This window comes from Streptomyces sp. ISL-94 (assembly GCF_018614075.1).
In the GTDB taxonomy this organism is placed as follows: Bacteria; Actinomycetota; Actinomycetes; order Streptomycetales; family Streptomycetaceae; genus Streptomyces.
Genome location: NZ_JAGGOZ010000104.1, coordinates 1 through 18,347 on the forward strand (window position 1 = coordinate 1; position 18,347 = coordinate 18,347).

Sequence of the window (18,347 nt, forward strand, 5' to 3'; positions counted from 1 at the left end):
CGGGGAGACGCGCTGGTGAACGGGCCTTGACCCCGGTTTTTGAACACGTCTATGCGGCTCGGGCCAGGGTAGTTGCTGTTGCTTGGAAGTCGTTCTCGTAGGCGATCGGAGATCGCTGACCGAGGCGGGAATGCCGGCGTCGGGTGTTGTATCGGCTCAGCCAGCGGAAGGCGTCGAGTCGCGCCTCCCGCTCGTCCGGCCAGCCCTTCCGGCCCTTGAGTGTCTCCCTCTTGAAGGCGGCGTTGAAGCTTTCCGCAGCGGCGTTGTCCGCGCTGGACCCGATCGCGCCCATGCTCTGCCGGACCCCGGCTGACCTGCAGATTTCAGCGAAGGCTCTACTCGTATATTGGGAGCCGTGATCGGTGTGCATCACCGCTCCGGTCAGGCTCCCGCGGGTCCGCTCGGCGGCCGCCAGGGCGTCGATGACGAGCGCGGTTCGCATGTGGTCAGCGATCGCCCATCCGGCCAGGCGGCGTGAGGCGAGGTCGATGACGGTGGCGAGGCAGAGCGGCTTCGCGCCGCGGATCGGCAGGTAGGTGATGTCGCCGACGTACTTCGTGTTCACCGCAGCCGCGGTGAAGTCACGGCCGATCAGATCCGGCGCTTTCGGCGCCGCCTGGTCCGCGATGGTGGTCCGGTGCCAGCGGCGCAGACGGACTCCCTCGACTCCGATGGCCCGCATGATCCTGGCGACGCGCTTTGTGGTTGATCCGTTCCCCCTCTTTCCGGAGCTCGGCGGTGATTCTGGGGGCGCCGTAGGTGCCGTCGGATTCCTGGTGGACCTTGCGTATCCGGGCCGCGAGCTGGGCCTCGACGGCCTGCCGGGCCGTCCGTGCGGTCGCGGTGCGGCGCCAGTAGTAGAAGCTCGACCGGGAAACACCGAGAATCGAACACAACCGCGTGACGCCGAACCGGCGCTGATAATCCTCAACGAACTGGCAGCGGTTCACCAGCGCGTCTCCGTCGCGAAATACCGGGCGCCTTGCGGAGGATGTCGCGCTCTTCCTCCAGCTCACGGATCCTCTTACGGGCGGCGGCCAGCTCCGCCTGAACGTCGTCACCGCTGGCTTGCGCGGCAGCCGGCTGTGTCGAGTGGGAGCCGGGGCGGCGCCCGTCGGCGGCCCGGATCCAGTTTCGCAGCGTTTCGGTGTTCACCCCGAGATCACCGGCGACGGACTTGACTGTCGCTCCCGGCCTCGACCGGTACAACGCGACCGCGTCCGTTTTGAACTCGGCGGGAAGTGCTTCATCCCCACGGGGACTCCGTTCTCCTGGACCATCAAGTTCCGAGTCTCTCCGGTGTCCAAAATCCAGGGTCAAGGCCCAAGGCCGGGTAGTTAACGGATTTGCGCTGGTGGCAAGGGGTTTATCAGGTGCGGTGGCTGGTGTAGGTGGCGGGTCCGGTTTTGTGGATGAGTCCGTGGCGGGCCCATCGGTCGAGTTGTCGGCGCATGGTGCCCAGGGTGACGTCGCCGAGGTGGCGGGCGAGGTCACGCGGGTGCCAGTGGCGGTCGGGGGCGGTGGCGAGGACCTCCAGGACGCGCTGTCGGCGGCGGTCTTCGGACGGGGTGTGACGGTCGTCGTGAGAGGCTGCGGGTAGCTGTGGTTCGGGCTCGAGGATGGTGATGTCGAGGCCGGTGACGGTGCGGCTGGTGTCCGGGCGGCCGTCTTGTTGGCGGTCGTGGTAGCGGGAGATCGGTGACTTGACCTTGCGGGTGCTGACACGCGGCCGCCTTGGCGGGAGGAGCCCGGCCAGGATGCGCCGGCCAATGACGCCGATCGTTGCACCGTTGGTGATGCCGGCGGCCTGGACGACCAGGTCACGGGCTGTGTGCAGGGCGATGGTGAAGCCGCAGCGGTCCGGGTCGGTGCCCGGCCGGGACTCGGCGGCCTCCACCATGACCGTCCGCAGGGTCTGGTAGAGCGTGAGCAGGGCCCACATCTCCTGCTCGATGCCGACAGGGTCACCCGAGCGCAGGACCCGGCCCCGCATGATGGTGTACCGCAGCGCGAAGTACGCGGACTCGTGCTCCCATCGCTGGTGGTAGAGGCCGACGAGGGTCCCGGCAGGGTAGCGGCGGGCGTCGGTCAGGGTCGTCACCAGTCGGTAGGAGCCGGTGAAGGTGCTGCCGTCGTCGCAGGTCACGGTGATCTGGGCTTCCACGACCCGGACCGGAACGTTGCCGATGGCGGACAGGTAGGAGCCGTCCGCGAGCCGGGCGAGGACCGGGGTGCGGCGGTTGGCGCGGAGTCAGCCCAGGAACTGGGCGCCGGTGCCGGACACGGCGGCGAGGAAGGCGTCGGCGTCGAAGCCCTTGTCCCACAGGACCAGCATGTCCGGGCCCAGGTGGTGCAGCCTGCGGGCGTAGGCTGTCTCGCCCATATCGGTGGGGCCGAACACCGCGCCGATCAGGGCCCGGGTCCCGGTCTCCACCAGGGTCATCAGCTCCAGCATCGGGTAGCCGCCACAGCTCTGCGGTCCGAAGCGGTCCACGTTCCGGTCGCTGTCGGGCAGCTTGATCGAGCTGCAGCCGTCAAAGGAGACCGTCCGGAACGGCCCGAACCGCACGCCGGGCGTGGTCGGCCGCGCCAGGGGTCCGGCGAGGACCTCGAACAGGCGGCGAACAGGCTCCGTACCGACCCTGCGGCGCAGGTCGCGCAGGGCTTTCGCGGTCGGCCAGGCGATCTCCATCCCGGCGCCCGCCAGTGTCGCGGTCAGCTTCTGCCACACCAGCCGGTAGCCGACCTCCGGGAACGGGCACATCGCGAGCAGGAAGTAGACCCCGACCCGCGTGGGCAGGTCTCGTAACCGGCGCTGCACGCACCGGGTCTCCTCCAGGACCGCGTCGACGAGTTCGAACGGTACGACCTGCGTCAACTCGCCCAGATGACCCGGCCCGAACCGGCCGGCAGCCACCGTGAACTCTCGGGAGAACGTCGTCAGACTGGGCGGCAGGGCACAGCGACATGCGGGCAACGGGACTCCTCGGCGATCAGCAGTCTTGGCGGACCATCTGATCAACGTCGATCCCGTTGCCCGCGTTTCGATCGACGCCGAAACCCCTTGCCACCAGCGCAAATCCGTTAACTACCCGGCCGTGGGTCAAGGCCCCTCGGCGAAGACGCCCACCAGCGTATGCGGCACGGTGAGGAGACCGCCCGCCGCATGAGCCTGTACTGACCCTTCACCATTCGATCCCCGACCACGACGTCACCACTTCACCGTATGAGCGACCTGCGGAATCTGGCTGGGAAGTGACGTTGACGACCAGGTCGTCCTTGCCTAGTTTCGACCCACCGATCGCCCCGCCGGAGTGGATCTCCCGCTTCGGTGCAGGGCAGTGACGTGCACGGTCATCTGGCTTGGGCAAGGTAGCGGAACCTTGCTCTGTGGCTCCGGCTCAGTCAGCCCATGGGTGGTGGCATGTCGACAGACAGAGATGGGGAACCGGCTTCGCCTTGGCGGGTGGCCTGCCCGACGCTGATCGGCAGGGAGGCAGAGCGGTACGCACTGATCCAGCAGGCACTGCGGCCGCCGGCCGTGATCCTCGTCGAGGGCGAAGCGGGCATCGGCAAGACCCGCCTTCTGGCCGATGCCCTGCACTCTCCGGAACTCTCCGGCACGACGAAGTTGACCGCCCAGTGCCAGTACCTGCGCGAACCTCTGGCTTTCGCCCCCGTCGTAGACGCTCTGCGGAGCCTGGGAGATGCTCTGCCGACGAACCTCAGCCCGGTCGCCGGAGCATTGCGCCCCCTGCTTCCAGAGCTTGCGACGTTGCTGCCGCCCGCGCTGGAGCCTCTGGGCGAGCCGGGCGCGGAGCGTCACCGGCTCTTCCGGGCGGTGGGGGAGACGCTGCGCGCGATCGGTCCCGCGGTCCTGGTGCTGGAAGACCTTCACTGGGTGGACAGCGGCACTTGCGATCTGCTGCGGTTTCTCACCAGCCGGATGCCCGACGACCTGACCCTGGTGCTCACCTACCGGCGCGAAGCCGCCCATCCCGGCAGAACGTTCGCCACCTCCGTCCGGCTGCCTCCGCACGTAGCATCGGCCGAACTGTCCCTCGCCCCCTTGAATCAGGCGGATGTCCGCAGGATGGCAGCGGAGATCCTGGCCACATCGGACGTCTCCACCGACTTCGCCGCGCACCTGCATGAGCACACGATGGGGATCCCCTTCGCCGTAGAAGAGCTGCTCCGGCTGATGAGAGGCCAGCTGGGCCTTGTACGCAGCGACCGCCGCCGGGCAAGACTGACGATCGAGGGACTCGGTGTTCCCGCCGCCTTGCGCAATGCCCTTCTGGAACAGCTCGTGCACGTCCCCTACGACGTCCGCCTCATCGTCAGTGCCGCGGCCGTTCTCCGAGTACCGGCAAGCGAGGCACTGATCGGGTCGGTAGCGGGTCTGGCCTCAGGACGCGCGACGAACGCGCTGTCCCGTGCCCTCGCGGGAGCATTGCTGCACGAGCACGAATTCGGCCGCTACGGCTTCCGGCACGCCCTGGCCCAGCACGCGGCCTATGACTCGGTGCCACGACTGGAGCGCCGACGCCTTCACCACCGGGCCGCCGCTGTCCTGGAGCAGCTGCCCGGGCCACGCCCGTACGTCCAGCTCGCCCACCACTGCCAGCAGGCCGGGCGTCATCAGGCCTGGGCGCGCTACGCGGAGACGGCCGCCGATCGTGCCATCGCGGTCGGCGATGACGCCTCGGCCACCCGACTGCTCCAGCAGGCACTCTCGTCCACCGATCTGGCGGCCACCACCCGGGTCCGGCTCGCGGTCAAACTGGGCCGAGCCGCTGTGACCGGGCTGGACCACGCGGAAACCGTCGTCATCCTCCGCAGGATCCTCGCGGAGGAGAAGCTTCCTCTCGGAGTGCGCGGTGAACTGCGCTACCGGCTCGGGCTGTTGCTGCGCAACCAGACCGGCGCCGGACTAGAGGGACTGAGGGAGATCGCCGCCGCCGTACCGGAACTGCGCAGACGTCCCAAACTGGCAGCGCGCGCCCTGGCCTCGCTCGCCGTGCCCACCTACCTGACGGGCGGACACGTCACCGATCACCTGGCGTGGGCCGAACAGGCGACCGCCACGGCCGCTCGCCTCGGCGACCCCCTGCTCACGATCAACGCGCTGGGAAGCCGCGCCGTCACCCTGATGCACATCGGGGACCGGGAGGCCATGACCGCGGTACGGGGTCTCCCCTCATCACCGGGCGGTCCGGACGAGCGCCGCGACCTGGCCCGGGCGTTCAACAACCTGGCACACGCCGCGGCGAGCACGGGCCGGCTGTCCGAAGCCGACGCGTTCCTCGACCGGAGCGTGCGACTCCTCGCCGACACGGAGTCCGCCTACGTGGCCGGCCTCACCGACTCCACCCGCCTCCTGCTCGACTGGGAGCGCGGCCGCTGGCAAGGACTTGAACAGCAGGCCCTGCGGATGAGCGCGATCCTCGCGGACGTTCCCGAACTCGAAGCGGAAGCGGTCCTCGTGCTCGGCCTCCTCTCGCTTGCCCAAGGCCGGCTCGACGATGCGGAGCAAAGACTCCGGGCAAGCGCCGAAGCCTGCCTGCCGCAGGGATCCGTACCGGCCCTGCCCGCCGCCAAGGGCTCACTGGCCAGACTGCTCCTCTCCCGCGGCGACGCCCAGGGCGCCTGGGCGCAGGTGGCCCCCGTGCTGGACGCGGTACGGGAGAAGGGCATCTGGGTGTGGGCCGCCGCGGTGGCCCCCTGCGCCGTAGCGGCACTCGTACGGACGGGTCGCGCCGCTCAGGCGCAGGCGCTGGTAGGCGAGTTCACGCAAGGCATACAGGGGCGCCAGGCGCCGGCCGCCACCGCTTCCCTGCACTCCTGCCGGGGCGTGCTGGCGGAACACGACAGCGCCTACCAGCAGGCGGCGGCGCACTACCGCTCCGCCGAGGCCGTGTGCCGGGCCATGGGGGCGCCCTACCATGCGACCCGGGCACTGGAGCGCAGCGCCCGCTGTCTCCTGGCGGACGGCGGCAGCGGCAGCGGCGACGTGCACCTCGCCGAGGCGCTGTCGGCCTATCAGGCGCTCGGAGCGGGATGGGACGCCGCGCGCTGCCATAGCGCGCTGCGCAAGTACGGACTGGTCGCCCCGCACCGGCGCGGACGCAAGGGGTACGGTCCCCAGCTCTCCCCGCGCGAACAGGAAGTGGCCAGGCTGGCGGCCGGCGGGCGCACCAACCGTGAAATCGCCGAGGCGCTGTTCCTCTCACCCCGAACGGTCGAGGAACACATGGCCCACGCCTTGCGCAAACTGGGAGTCCGCTCCCGGGAGGTGCTCAGCTCCGACCATCCCGCCCTCGCCCTCGGCGTTCCCGTCCCGACCCGCTGACCTCGCTCCGGCCGTGCACCGCGTCCCGCATCAGGGTGCGTTGGCGTCCGGGTGCGGTGCGACGTACGCCAATTAGCCCGTATCCCCTCCGGGTTGCAGCGGCATGCCCGCGGCGGAGATCGTTCGGCTGCGGCCGCAGGTCCGGTGCCGGCAATCCCACGCAGCCGGTACCGGACTCCCACCCAGCCATCCGGCACGGAGGAGTGGTACAACCATGCGACGAAAGACGAAACTGACCGTGGGCCTGGGCGTGAGCGCGGTGGTCCTCGCGCTCACGGCGCCCATGGCGGCGGGCGCCGACCAAGCCGCCAACAGCCCATCGAGTACGTACATCGTGACGCTGAACAGCGCTGTCGCTCACCCCGAAGCGTTCGCCGCCGAACACGCCGACGAGTTCGGCGGCACGGTGCACGGCGTCTACCGGCATGTCCTCAAGGGCTACTCGATCACCCTGCCCGACGCGGCGGCATCCGCACTGCGCGCCATGCCGCAGGTACTCGCGGTCGAGAAGGACGGCACCTTCCGCGGTCTGGAGACCAACGCCTCCGCCGACAAGGCGTACCTCCAGTCCGACGGACCGGTCGCCGCCGCGCAGGAGGTGCCGACCGGCATCAGAAGGATATTCGCCGACCAGAATCCGAATCTGGACATCGACGGCCAGGACGACGTCCGCATGGACGTGGACATCGCCATCACCGACTCGGGCATCGACTTCGACCACCCTGACCTGAACGTGGTCTCCCGCGCCGACTGTACGTCCGGGACCTGCCGGGAGAACGAGGGCGACGACGGCAACGGGCACGGCACCCACGTCGCCGGCACCGCTGCGGCGATCGACAACGGCACCGGAGTGGTCGGCGTAGCACCGGGCGCGCGCCTGCACTCCGTGAGGGTGCTCGGCAACGACAACACCGGCCAGTGGTCCTGGATCATCGCCGGATACGACTACATCGCCGCACGCTCCGCCACCATCGAGGTCGTCAACTCCTCCATCGGCGGCAGCGGCGAACCGGCGGCCCTCGGCACGGCCGTCAAGAACCTCGTCGGCAAGGGCGTACCGCTCATCGTCTCCGCCGGCAATGACGACAAGGACGCCACGACCAGCGCCCCCGCCAAGTACAGCGAGGCACTCACGGTCTCGGCACTCGCCGACTCCGACGGCAAGCCGGGAGGCAGCGGCGGCGCTCCCTCCTGCCGCGCCGACCAGGACGACACCCTCGCCGACTTCTCCAACTGGGGCTCCAAGGTCGGCATCGCCGCGCCGGGCGTGTGCATCCACTCGACCTTCAAGGACGGCGGCTACAACCGGAACTACAGCGGCACCTCGATGGCGGCTCCCCACGTCACCGGCGCCGCGGCCCTGGTCGCCATGACGGACAAGCCCACCAACAAGGACGAGGTCCTGGCCCTCTACCAGTACCTGGCGGACCACGGGAACACCGACTGGAGCGACGATTCCGGAGACGGTGTCAAGGAGAAGCTCCTCGACGTGGGCGACCCGCAGGCCTTCCCGCCCGCCCAGGACGGAAACCGGCGACCCACCGCCTCGTACACTCACAGCTGTGACCATGCGGCCCTGAAGTGCGAGTTCGACGGCGGCGCCTCCTCCGACCCGGACGGCAGCCTGACGAAGTGGGAGTGGGACTTCGGTGACGGCACGACCGCCACGGGCAGGACCGTCACCCACGCCTACGCCCAGAAGGGCTCCTACACCGTCAAGCTGACGGTCACCGACGACAAGGGCGCCACGGGATCCACCACGAAGTCCGTCCGCGTCGGCCCGAACCAGGCCCCGAGCGCCGCCTATACGGCCGACTGCCGCAACGCCGTCGGCTACCGCTTCTGCAAGTTCGACGGCGCCGGCTCCTCCGACCCGGACGGCTCGATCGCCTCGTACGCCTGGACCTTCGGTGACGGCTCCACCGGCAGCGGAGCCCAGGTCGACCACATCTACGCGGCGGCCGGTACCTACACCGTGACCCTGAAGGTGACCGACAACGAGGGTGCCACGGACACGGAGACCAAGTCCGTCCGCGTCCCCTGATCCGTACATCCGCAAATACCCCGTACCCCCTACGGATTGCTACGGACCCGCGCTGAAGGGACCGTCACATCAGCCCCACAGGCGGCCCGCCGTCCGCCACGGCCGGCGGGCCGCCGCCGCGTCATGAAGCACAGCGCACAGCGCACAGCGCACAGCACCCGTGCAACCCGTACTTGCCCGTGATCCGGTCAACGAAAGGTCAGGTGCACCACCCATGGCAACAACCCCCCGCCGGCTGAGCATCGCCCTACTCCCAGCCGCACTGCTCACCGCCGGCTTGCAGTTCGCCGCCAGCCCCGCCCACGGAGCCGTGGTGTCCGGCCCCGAGCCCAGGCTCGCCCCGTCCGCCACCGCGATATCCGACAGCTGGATCGTCGTCCTCAAGGACGACGTGAAGGAATCGCCCGACTCGGTGGCGCGCGAGCTGGTGAAGCGCAACAACGGCCGGCTGACCCACGTGTACTCCAGCGCCGTCCAGGGCTTCGCCACGAAGATGGGCCTCACCCAGGCGCGGGCGCTCGCCGCCGATCCGCGGGTCGCCTCCGTAGAGCAGGACGCCGAGGTCGCGGTCTCCGAGACCCAGTCCAACGCCACGTGGGGCATCGACCGCATCGATCAGCGCGACCTCCCGCTGAGCGGCACGTACACCTACAACACGACCGCCTCCAACGTCCGGGTGTACGTCATCGACACCGGTCTGCGCACCGCCCACACCGAGTTCGGCGGCCGGGCCTCCATCGGTACCGACACCGTGGGCGACGGCCAGAACGGCAACGACTGCAACGGCCACGGCACCCACGTGGCGGGCACCGCCGCCGGCTCCACCTACGGCGTCGCCAAGGCGGCCAGGATCATCGGCGTCCGCGTCCTGAACTGCGACGGCTCCGGGACGACGTCCGGCGTCATCGCGGGCGTGGACTGGGTCACGGCCAACGCGGTCAAGCCCGCCGTCGCCAACATGAGCCTGGGCGGCGGCGCCAACACCTCACTCGACAACGCCGTCAAGAAGTCGATCGCCTCGGGGGTCACCTACTCCCTCGCGGCTGGCAACGGCAACGCTTTCGGGCAACCGCAGAGCGCCTGCAACAGCTCACCCGCCCGAGTCGCGGAGGGCATCACCGTCGGGGCCACGGACAGCGCCGACAAGCGCGCGTCCTGGTCCAACTACGGCACCTGCCTCGACCTCTTCGCCCCCGGAGTGAGCATCACCTCGGCCTGGAAGGACAGCGACACCGCCACCAAGAGCATCAGCGGCACCTCGATGGCGGCGCCGCACACGGCCGGCGCCGCGGCCCTCTACCTCGCCGGCAACCCGGGCGCCACCCCGGCCCAGGTCCGTGACGCCCTCGTGAACGGCGCCACCACCGGCAAGGTCCAGGACCCGAAGACCGGCTCGCCCAACCGGCTCCTCCACACGCTCTTCTGACAACTGGCACCGGTGGGCTCTCAGTCGGCGCGAGCTCACCGGTGCTGAGCGGAACGGGGGAGTGGCCGGCCGTACCCGGCCGTGCCGCTCTCCCCCGGCCCCCCGCCGACTCCCCCACCCTCAGGAGCAGCCATGCGTCATCGCCCGCGTGTCAGACGTGTCAACCGATCCGCCGCCACCTTCGCGGCCTTGCTCGCCCTCGCGGTCGCCGCACCCCTCACCGTGACCGCGACCGCCTCAGCCCCGCCCAGGCCGTCCACCGCCACCGTGGACGAGGACATCCGGCAGTACGAGATCCACGGACCCTCCTCCATTGCCGACCGCACCGCGCTGGCGGCCACCGGAGTCTCGATCGACGAGGTGGACGACCACGCCGTCGTCATCACCGCCGACACCATGGAGGCCGCGAAGCTGCGCAAGCTCGGGTACGAACTCGAGGAACTGGCCGGACCGCCTGCCCATACCGACGGACGGTCCGTCGCGCCGATGGACTTCCCCTCAGCCGACTCCAAGTACCACAACTACGCCGAGGCGATGTCGGAGATCGACCAGCGCGTCGCGCAGTACCCGAGCATCATGAGCAAGAAGGTCATCGGCAAGTCCTACGAGGGCCGGGACCTGATCGCGATCAAGATCAGCGACAACGTCGGCTCCGACGAGAACGAGCCAGAGGTCCTCTTCACCCACCATCAGCACGCGCGCGAGCACCTCACCGTCGAAATGGCGCTGTATCTGCTGCGCGAGTTCGGCGAGGACTACGGGAGCGATTCGAGGATCGCGGGCGCGGTCAACGGACGGGAGATCTGGATCATCCCGGACCTCAACCCGGACGGCGGCGAGTACGACATCTCCACGGGCTCCTACAAGAACTGGCGCAAGAACCGCCAGCCCAACGCCGGCTCCTCCTACGTCGGCACCGACGAGAACCGGAACTGGAACTACAAGTGGGGCTGCTGCGGCGGATCCAGCAGCAGCAAGAGCTCCGACACCTACCGCGGCACCGCCCCGGAGTCGGCACCCGAGGTCAAGGTGGTCTCCGACTTCGTACGCAGCCGCGTCGTCGGCGGGAAGCAGCAGATCACAGCCGCCATCGACTTTCACACGTACAGCGAGCTGGTGCTGTGGCCCTACGGGTACACCACCGCCGACACGGCACCTGGCCTGACCCAGGACGACCGGGACGCCTTCGCGACCATCGGCCAGAAGATGGCCGCCAGCAACGGCTACAAGCCCGAGCAGTCGAGCGACCTCTACATCACCGACGGGTCCATCGACGACTACCTGTGGGGCGTACACAAGATCTTCGGGTACACCTTCGAGATGTATCCGCAGAGCTCCTCGGGCGGCGGCTTCTACCCGGCCGACGAGGTCATCGAACGCGAGACCAGCCGCAACCGCGACGCGGTGCTCCAGCTGATCGAGAACGCGGACTGCATGTACCGCTCCATCGGCAAGGAAGCGCAATACTGCACCGCTTCCTGACACTCGATCGGCTCCCCAGGCCAGGCGGGGGGCCTCGGCCCCGGCACTCACGGCGGCCATCGTTCGAGACAGGAATGCGCCTTGCACCCCGGTCGCGCAGCGCCAAGGGGGGAGCTGCGCGACCGGCCCGTACCCCCTTCAGCAGTTCCACTTCAAGTGGCGGCCCCGTGCCTCCGTCAGATCTGGAGTATCCAGCATGTGCGCACTCCGCATCTCACTCCGCGCCGCCCTCAGCGGCACCCTCGCCACCGGCGCTCTCGCCTCTCTCGCGCTCCAGACGCCGGCAGCCGGCGCACAACCCGTGCGGCGACACCCGATCCGATCGTCTTCGTGCACGGCTGGAACTCCAACGGGTCCACCTGGGACACGATGGCCGGCCGCTTCGCCGCCGACGGCTGGCCAGCCGGCCGGACCGTTCCGGGTTCGGTAGAGATCTCAAGTGTTGGTTGTGACCTGGAGATTTGTGGTCGCTCGGTAGTGGTTGGTTTCGTATTCGGCGGGCGGGATATGCCCTATCTCACGGTGCAGGCGGCAGTGGACATACCAGTCGACCCATTCCGCGGTGGCGAGTACGATCTGGCGAGGGTTTTCCAGGACGTTGGGGCTTGAACAGTTCGGTCTTGGAGAGGCCGATCATGGACTCCATGAGGGCGTTGTCGTTATGCTCCAGCCTCCCCCGGCGCCCGAAACCGCCGCCGGTGGACGCCGGAGACCTTCCCCTGCCGGACCAGAGCCTCGGTCGCCCCGCCGGCCTTGGCCATCGCCGCCTCGGGCGGTCGGCGCGATGGCAATCCCTTCGCAGCGCGGCCGGCCGGCGTGACCCGGTCCCCGACGGAGCTGCTGCCTGGGCGGCACGCGCCTCCAGCCCTGCACGGCCGGGAACCGTGTGCCCGTCCTGCTGGCGCGCCGGAAGCAGGACCGCGAACTCGGCATCGTCCCCGACGCCTACGAACCGCACCTGCACGTCGACTTCACCAAGCTCCGCAGCGGCTTCGACGAAGCAGCCTAACCAGCACTCCCAGCGCCTCCAAGGCTGCGCGAGTGCGCGCCACCTGAGGAAACGCGCACCCGGCGCTGAAGTGGCGGCTGATCGGTGTCAGGAGTTGCGGCTTGGGAGAGCTGCTGGACTGGGCCGGCCGGGGGCACGTCACGGGCCGGGCGGCTGCCACCCGAACACGTCGGCATTCTGCTTGTTCGGGTTGCCCGGAGTCATCAGGGTCATCATGCGGTTGCGGAACCAAGCGGCGGCGGGGTTGGTGGTCTGGCCGATGGAACCCATCATCCGGGACTGTTTGGTGATCTTCGCAGTCCGCGGAGCCCGTTCCGCCGTGTAGGCGGACAGCGCCTCGTTCACGGCGGTACCGCGGGCGAGGTGGTGGACCAGGCATGTCCCGTCTTCGAGAGTGACGTTGGCGCCTTGGCCCATGGTGTACACCATCGGATGGGCGGCGTCCCCGAGGAGAACGGCGCGACCCCGATGCCAGGTGGTCACGGGGTCGCGGTCGTAGATGTCGGTGAGTACCAGCGTCTGCGGGTCGGCCTCGGCGACCACCCGTGTCAGGCTCGGGTCCCAGCCCTTCATCAAGTGCAGTAGGTCGCGGTGGGCGGTCGCGCCGTCCTTGGATGGCCAGGCGTTCTGGGGCGCGGTGATGGAGGCCACCCAGTAGACATTGCCGTCACCGATGGCGGCGGTAAACAGGATCAGGCCCCGGCCGTACGCGAGGAACCCGTGCGGGTGGGCGGGCGGAGCCTGGCCGACGCTGCGCACGGCGCTGAAGCCGCGATAGACCGGTTCGCCGTCGTCCAGCATCTGTGCGCGTACGGCCGAGCGGAGTCCGTCCGCTCCGATGAGCAGGTCACCGTCGACCGTGGAGGTGTCCGCCATGACCACAGTGATGGCACCGACTGCTTCGCGATAGCCGGTGACCGCTGCGCCGGCCCGGACCTCGACCCCGGCCTTGTCCGCCTGGTCGAGCAGGACCCCGTGCAGCCGGTGACGCAAGATCCCCAAAATCGGCGCCCCCCAGACGTTCTCCAAGCCCGCGAACGTCACCGTGCCCAGGGTCTTGCCGGACGCGGTGAGAAAACCGCTGGCGTGGCCGCGCCGAAAACACTGCCCGCGGAGCGGATGCCCTCTGCCAGAGGCGGAGCGATCCAATCAGCGGCTTTCATCCCGTTCGGCGACAGCACGACGCCCGAGCCGGTCTCGGTGAACTGCGGGGATTGCTCAAGAACCACCGAGTCGATGCCGCGCAGCCGTAGCGCCGTGGCCACAGCCAGACCCCCGATGCCGCCACCGGCAACCAGTACACGCTCAACCATGACCCCGACCCCTACGCCAGCTGGGACGCGGACACCTTCTGAACGTGCCAGGCCGCGGGCCAGGACATCACGTGATGCGAGACGGCCAGAAGGGTGCCAGAGGGTGAGCGTGGCGAAGCGGGCATGTGACTGGGGGCCGGTCCGGCGTTAGGGTCGATGGATGATCAATGGTGCGCATGTCATCCTCTACAGCCGCGACGCGGAAGCCGACCGGGCGTTCTTCCGGGACGTACTGGGCTATCCGCACATCGACGCGGGCGACGGGTGGCTCATCTTCAAGCTGCCGCCGGCCGAGATCGCCATGCACCCCGCCGAGGGATCATCACACGAGTTCTTCCTGATGTGCGATGACGTCACCGCGACCGTCGATGAGCTGTCGGCCAAGGGCGTCGAGTTCCTCCAGACGATCAGCGACGAGGGCTGGGGGCTGATGACCGTGCTGCGGCTGCCCGGTGGCGGCGAACTCGGCCTGTACGAACCCCGCCATGAACGGGCCCACGACCTCTGACCCCCGGCGCCGGGACTCGCCGGCCGCCCGCGATGAACACCATGGTCGGCTACCGTCGTCGTTGACCGACGAACGACAGCGGGAGCAGCCATGGCAACGGCAGGCATCGTGACCAGCGACGACAGCGTGTTCACCGAGATGGCCGCCACAGCGTCGCCGGCTATCGGTGCCCTTGCCCTCGCCTGCCGGGCCCTGATCTTTGACGTGCTGCCCGGCACGGTCGAGGTGGTCTGGCCCCGGCAGCGCACGGCCGGATACGGCACCGGGCCGAAGAAGATGACCGAACAGTTCTGCTGGCTCGCCCCGTACACCAAGCACGTCGTGTTCGGCTTCTACTACGGCACCGAACTACCCGACCCGGACGAGCTGCTCGAAGGCACCGGCAACCCGATGCGACACGTCAAGATCCGCACGCCGGAAGACCTGCGCAACCCCGCCCTGCGGCAGCTGGTGGAAACCGCCACCACGCACCGGGTGCCACCGCTGCCCGGCACCGAGTGAGTGTCTCCGACGCCGCCGCGGCCTTCCCCGACCCCGACTGCGAAGACGAGCCGGAGGTCACTGAGGAGATCCGGCTGCAAGCTTGACCGGACCCGCACTCCGAGCCCCAGATCATCAAGCGGTGGACACCGCCCGACGCGTAGGTCGTGAGTCGCACGTCGTCGTGTTCAACCTGTCGTCGTAAGCAGGCCCAGACCGGTCGGCAAGATCAACACTCATGTCCACCGCGAGCGTGGCGAACCCCCACCTACGTGCTCATACAGACAGTCGTCCAACAACCGCGTTTCGCCGCTGGGCCTGCGGCGATGATCGACACGGTGCACGGCTCAAGATTCCTTGCCAGCCAGGATCCTGTCGGCAAGGTAGTGCGGGACACGTCCTGGCATGCCAGGTGACGGTCAGACGTCCCTCGTGGGTGGGCGAGGGTGCCGAGCGACAGGTGAGACCGGCCCGCTGATGTGCGAGGGTCGTGACCTGCCCGACGCCGTCATCGACGCGGCCCTGCGCCATCCGGACAGAGTCATCCGCCGCGCGCTCGCCCGCAACCGGTACGTCGACCCGGCGCGGCTCGCCCCCTTGGCAACGGACCCGTCGGGGATCGTCCGCGGGTGGCTCGCCAGCGGCCCCCGTCACTACCCCCGATCGGTCCGACCGCTTCCGGACGACATCCTCGTGACCCTCTTGACCGCTCAGGACGGGGGCGAGGACGGCAAGGTCACCGAGAACGACATCATCGGGGAGCTCGAATCGTCCCGGCAGATCCCGCTGTCCTTCTACCGCTCCATGGCCGGCCGCGAACACCCCGAACTCCGGATACGGGCCACCTGGAGGTGGCAGTCGCTCACCCCGGCGCAGCGGGCGGGGCTGCTCGACGATCCAGACCCCGCAGTCCGTGAAGCGGCGCAGGACAGGAGCTGGGAGCTGGACCCGGAACGGGTGGAGGCCAGGCTGCCGTCCTTCGGCTCGCGCAGCAAGCCATTCGTGCTCGGCACGTGCGCCCTGTCCCCCGCGCTCGTCGAGCAGTGCTTCGCGGACGGCACGGTGCACCCCCTGGCCCGGAACCGCCACACCCCGGCCTACGCCGTCGCCCGGCTCGCCCGCCACCCCGAGGCCGAGGTCCGAGCGTTGGTCGCCGCCCGGCCCGACCTGGGACCGGACCTGGTAGCGGAGTTGAGGAAGGACCCGGACGACGACGTGCGGATGCGCGCACGCCTCCACCCCTTCCCCCGGACCTGGGCCGAGTACTGGGCGATCCACGCGGTCATCGGGCACGGTCCGGACTGCGCATGCCCGACCACCGAGCCCGACACCGAGCCCGACGCCCAGCCGTCACCCGACTGGTTCGCCGCCTGCGCGGCGTCCGGGGAACCGGTGCTCCGCCAGGTTGCGGCGAGCTGGCCCGGCCTGCCCGCGGAACTCGTCGAGACACTCGCGCAGGACGACGACGAGGAGGTACGGATCCGGCTGGCCTGCCACCACCCCCTGGCTCCGCCACGCCTCCTCCTGGACGTCTTCGTCACCCACCCGGCCCACCGGCCGCACCTGCTGACCCTGCCCGCGTTCCCCCGCACCGGCCGGACCCACCTCATCGGCCACCCGGACCCCGAGGTACGCGCCCTGGCCGCAGCCGATCCCGCCCTGCCCGAACCCCCGGTGGAGGACCCTGACGAGTCGGTGCGCCGGGCAGCCGCCGCCAACCCGAGCCTGACACCGGAGGCCCTGGAGGCCCTCCTTGCCGACCCCCGCACCGCAGAGGGCGCCGCGGCCAACCCGTCCCTCCCCGTCCCCCGCATGCACGCACTCCTCGACCGCTGCCTGAACGGCGCCGCCACCCCGCCGCCGGCGGCCCGACGCTGAGAGACGACGCCCACCCAGCGATCACAGGCATGGAAACCTCGGTCGGCCATCGACTGACGCCGACACGCCAGACAAGCGTTTCCGAATCTCATCAACATTCCCGGCACCGGCGACAAACGACTGCTCCTGCAACTCGTCTACGAACGTTCTTCGTTCTCACCTATGCAGCCAAGCCCAGCTTGAAGCTCCGCACCGACCCCGCCAACGCCACCCAGCTGCTGCGCGCGCTGCTCGTCCTGACGAACATTGAGGCCGCTATCGGCAAGTGATCTCTACCGCAGGCGGCCCGCGACCAGCACAAGCACCCCGGAACGGCGTCACCGGGCCGGGATCGGCTGGGTGAGGTTCACCGGATTGCCGTCGGGGTCCTGGATGTGGGCGACGCGCTGTCCCCACGGCATGTCGTTGGGGCCGCCGCGGACCGAGCCGCCCAGCGCCGTTACCCGGCTGAGCGTCTCGTCGACGTCGTCGACACCGATGCTGAGCAGGATCCGCGGCGCCGCCTCGGTCCCCGGATTCTCCTTGGCCACCAAGCCGAGGTCGGTGTCGCCGATGCGCAAGCCGAGGTAGAAGGCCGGGCCTTCCTCCGGCACCCGGAAGATCTCCTCGGCACCGAACAATTTCGTATAGAAGCCAAGCAGGACGTCCTGGTCGGCAGTGATGATCACTGGCTGGATGGTGGACATAGCACTCCTGTCGAGAACGGTCGTGTCACTGGGTAGACCGTTCGATGACGGTGAACTCATCGGCAAACCCGCCCTGCCAGAGACCTACACCCTAGACTGCCGCCCCCGACCAACAGGAGCACCCCGAAACGCGGTCACGCCTCCCCGCTGACCAGCCACTTCAAGATGGCGCGGCTTCAATGAGGACCTGGCCGCTCGCGGAGGCACGGGAAAGGGTCGAACCTGCGGCGTACCGGGCTGAGCCCCGCGAGCTGCGGCAGATCATGCAGCCCGGTCGACTCACGGGGCGGGCCGGTTGGCCGGGGTGAGAAGCACGCAGGCCCTTATGGCGAGCTTGCGCTCTGTGCTGTCCGGCAGTCGCACCCAGAGGTATGCGCTGTCCGCGTCCACACCGCTCCAGCCACTGCCACTGCCACTGCCAACCTGCACGACCTTCCCCTCGTACGTCGCGGGTGTGCGGTAGTCACCCGGGGGAAGGGCTTCCGGTCCGCGCACCACGTCTCCCACCTGGTACGGCGCGGACACGGCGCCGGGGCGGCGTCCGGTTCGGCCGGCCACGGCGGTCATCCCTGGGCGCGGGCGGCGAGGGCGAACTTGAGCACCTGGGCCAGATGCGGCCGTACGGCCTCGGCGGGCGGGATGTTCGTCGTCCGGTGCCGTGTCCCAGCGGATGCCGTAGGAGGGGGCATCGCCACCCACGCCGTGGGTCCCGAGCGGACTTCGACCTGGGGGCAGTCGGCGAGGAGGATGCCGGTGCCGGCTTCCACGAGCAGGGTCGCCGTGGTGTGCCCGGCGGTGAGGCAGGGGATGTGCAGGCTCTTCGCGTCGGCGCGGAGCATGACGCCCATGCCGATGGCGTGGCCGACGACCAGGGCGTCGAACTTCGTGCACGGAACGATGACTCCGGCGCCGGGGGCGGCCTCGAACGCCGCGGTGAGGTCACCGCTCTCCAGCGGCTCCACGACGTCCCCGACCGGGTGGGCACCCGGGGTGACGCAGGGCGTCGCCGCGGGGCTGTCCTGGCAGGTGCAGCCGGAGCCGGTGCGCTGGCGGTGGCCGATCGCGACGGGCCAGCCGAGCCGCCGGTAGGCGGCGGCGCTTTCGATGGTGTCGCGGCCGTGCAGGACGTGAAGGATGTCGCCCATGTCGCCCCCGTTACCTTTTTCGTG

Annotated in this window: 14 protein-coding genes and 2 pseudogenes; 8 read left to right on the forward strand and 8 right to left on the reverse strand. The window is 69.4% G+C overall.

The window, feature by feature from the left end:
- Nucleotides 1-49: 49 nt before the first annotated feature.
- The 3 genes and pseudogenes from J7E94_RS28080 to J7E94_RS35005 all read right to left on the reverse strand — a co-directional run bounded on the left by J7E94_RS28080 (nt 50) and on the right by J7E94_RS35005 (nt 2,977).
- Nucleotides 50-1,209, reverse strand: a pseudogene (locus J7E94_RS28080) (IS3 family transposase).
- Between the two features lie 160 nt (nt 1,210-1,369).
- Nucleotides 1,370-2,164, reverse strand: a complete 795-nt coding sequence (locus J7E94_RS35000) for a hypothetical protein (protein WP_251057333.1) — start codon at nt 2,162-2,164, stop codon at nt 1,370-1,372.
- An 87-nt stretch (nt 2,165-2,251) separates the two neighbouring features.
- Nucleotides 2,252-2,977 (reverse strand): transposase domain-containing protein, encoded by a 726-nt coding sequence (locus J7E94_RS35005; protein ID WP_251057334.1) that lies wholly within the window; start codon nt 2,975-2,977, stop codon nt 2,252-2,254.
- Nucleotides 2,978-3,466: 489 nt separating this feature from the next.
- Between J7E94_RS35005 and J7E94_RS28090 the strand changes: the two genes are divergently transcribed.
- From J7E94_RS28090 to J7E94_RS35510, 5 genes are all read left to right on the forward strand, one after another.
- Nucleotides 3,467-6,352: a LuxR family transcriptional regulator gene (locus J7E94_RS28090; RefSeq protein WP_215019611.1), complete on the forward strand. Its 2,886-nt coding sequence runs from the start codon at nt 3,467-3,469 to the stop codon at nt 6,350-6,352.
- A 214-nt stretch (nt 6,353-6,566) separates the two neighbouring features.
- Nucleotides 6,567-8,396, forward strand: a complete 1,830-nt coding sequence (locus J7E94_RS28095) for a PKD domain-containing protein (RefSeq protein ID WP_215019612.1) — start codon at nt 6,567-6,569, stop codon at nt 8,394-8,396.
- A 214-nt stretch (nt 8,397-8,610) separates the two neighbouring features.
- On the forward strand, nt 8,611-9,822 hold the full coding sequence (locus J7E94_RS28100) for a S8 family peptidase (RefSeq protein WP_215019613.1): 1,212 nt from the start codon (nt 8,611-8,613) through the stop codon (nt 9,820-9,822).
- 132 nt (nt 9,823-9,954) lie between these two features.
- Nucleotides 9,955-11,304, forward strand: a complete 1,350-nt coding sequence (locus J7E94_RS28105; RefSeq protein WP_215019614.1) for a M14 family metallopeptidase — start codon at nt 9,955-9,957, stop codon at nt 11,302-11,304.
- A gap of 886 nt (nt 11,305-12,190) precedes the next feature.
- Entirely contained in the window at nt 12,191-12,313 is a 123-nt protein-coding gene (locus tag J7E94_RS35510; protein ID WP_285440837.1) for a hypothetical protein, read from the forward strand.
- 138 nt (nt 12,314-12,451) lie between these two features.
- Here the strand turns inward: J7E94_RS35510 and J7E94_RS28110 are convergent, their stop codons facing one another.
- On the reverse strand, nt 12,452-13,357 hold the full coding sequence (locus J7E94_RS28110) for an FAD-dependent monooxygenase (RefSeq protein ID WP_215019615.1): 906 nt from the start codon (nt 13,355-13,357) through the stop codon (nt 12,452-12,454).
- Nucleotides 13,354-13,626, reverse strand: a complete 273-nt coding sequence (locus tag J7E94_RS28115) for an FAD-dependent monooxygenase (RefSeq protein WP_215019616.1) — start codon at nt 13,624-13,626, stop codon at nt 13,354-13,356. The genes J7E94_RS28110 and J7E94_RS28115 overlap by 4 nt, the downstream gene beginning before the upstream one ends.
- Nucleotides 13,627-13,786: 160 nt before the next feature.
- On the opposite strand from J7E94_RS28115, the gene J7E94_RS28120 reads away from it, so the two are divergent.
- The 3 genes from J7E94_RS28120 to J7E94_RS28130 all read left to right on the forward strand — a co-directional run bounded on the left by J7E94_RS28120 (nt 13,787) and on the right by J7E94_RS28130 (nt 16,492).
- Nucleotides 13,787-14,134 (forward strand): VOC family protein, encoded by a 348-nt coding sequence (locus tag J7E94_RS28120; RefSeq protein WP_215019617.1) that lies wholly within the window; start codon nt 13,787-13,789, stop codon nt 14,132-14,134.
- Nucleotides 14,135-14,224: 90 nt separating this feature from the next.
- Complete coding sequence (locus J7E94_RS28125; RefSeq protein ID WP_215019618.1) at nt 14,225-14,635, forward strand: DUF1801 domain-containing protein; 411 nt, start codon at nt 14,225-14,227, stop codon at nt 14,633-14,635.
- Nucleotides 14,636-15,091: 456 nt separating this feature from the next.
- On the forward strand, nt 15,092-16,492 hold the full coding sequence (locus J7E94_RS28130; RefSeq protein ID WP_251057336.1) for a hypothetical protein: 1,401 nt from the start codon (nt 15,092-15,094) through the stop codon (nt 16,490-16,492).
- A 317-nt stretch (nt 16,493-16,809) separates the two neighbouring features.
- Here J7E94_RS28130 and J7E94_RS28135 read toward each other — a convergent pair whose 3' ends face one another.
- From J7E94_RS28135 to J7E94_RS28145, 3 genes and pseudogenes are all read right to left on the reverse strand, one after another.
- Complete coding sequence (locus J7E94_RS28135; RefSeq protein ID WP_215019619.1) at nt 16,810-17,178, reverse strand: VOC family protein; 369 nt, start codon at nt 17,176-17,178, stop codon at nt 16,810-16,812.
- A 279-nt stretch (nt 17,179-17,457) separates the two neighbouring features.
- On the reverse strand, nt 17,458-17,736 hold the full coding sequence (locus tag J7E94_RS28140; RefSeq protein WP_215019620.1) for a hypothetical protein: 279 nt from the start codon (nt 17,734-17,736) through the stop codon (nt 17,458-17,460).
- 5 nt (nt 17,737-17,741) lie between these two features.
- A pseudogene (locus J7E94_RS28145) lies at nt 17,742-18,347 on the reverse strand (hypothetical protein); the annotation flags it as partial.

Coding starts and splice junctions, on each gene's coding strand:
- J7E94_RS28095 (WP_215019612.1), top strand. CDS start 6,567: ATGCGACGAAAGACGAAACTGACCGTGGGCCTGGGCGTGAGCGCGGTG.
- J7E94_RS28100 (WP_215019613.1), top strand. CDS start 8,611: ATGGCAACAACCCCCCGCCGGCTGAGCATCGCCCTACTCCCAGCCGCA.
- J7E94_RS28105 (WP_215019614.1), top strand. CDS start 9,955: ATGCGTCATCGCCCGCGTGTCAGACGTGTCAACCGATCCGCCGCCACC.
- J7E94_RS28115 (WP_215019616.1), bottom strand. CDS start 13,626: ATGGTTGAGCGTGTACTGGTTGCCGGTGGCGGCATCGGGGGTCTGGCT.
- J7E94_RS28120 (WP_215019617.1), top strand. CDS start 13,787: ATGATCAATGGTGCGCATGTCATCCTCTACAGCCGCGACGCGGAAGCC.
- J7E94_RS28125 (WP_215019618.1), top strand. CDS start 14,225: ATGGCAACGGCAGGCATCGTGACCAGCGACGACAGCGTGTTCACCGAG.
- J7E94_RS28130 (WP_251057336.1), top strand. CDS start 15,092: ATGTGCGAGGGTCGTGACCTGCCCGACGCCGTCATCGACGCGGCCCTG.
- J7E94_RS28135 (WP_215019619.1), bottom strand. CDS start 17,178: ATGTCCACCATCCAGCCAGTGATCATCACTGCCGACCAGGACGTCCTG.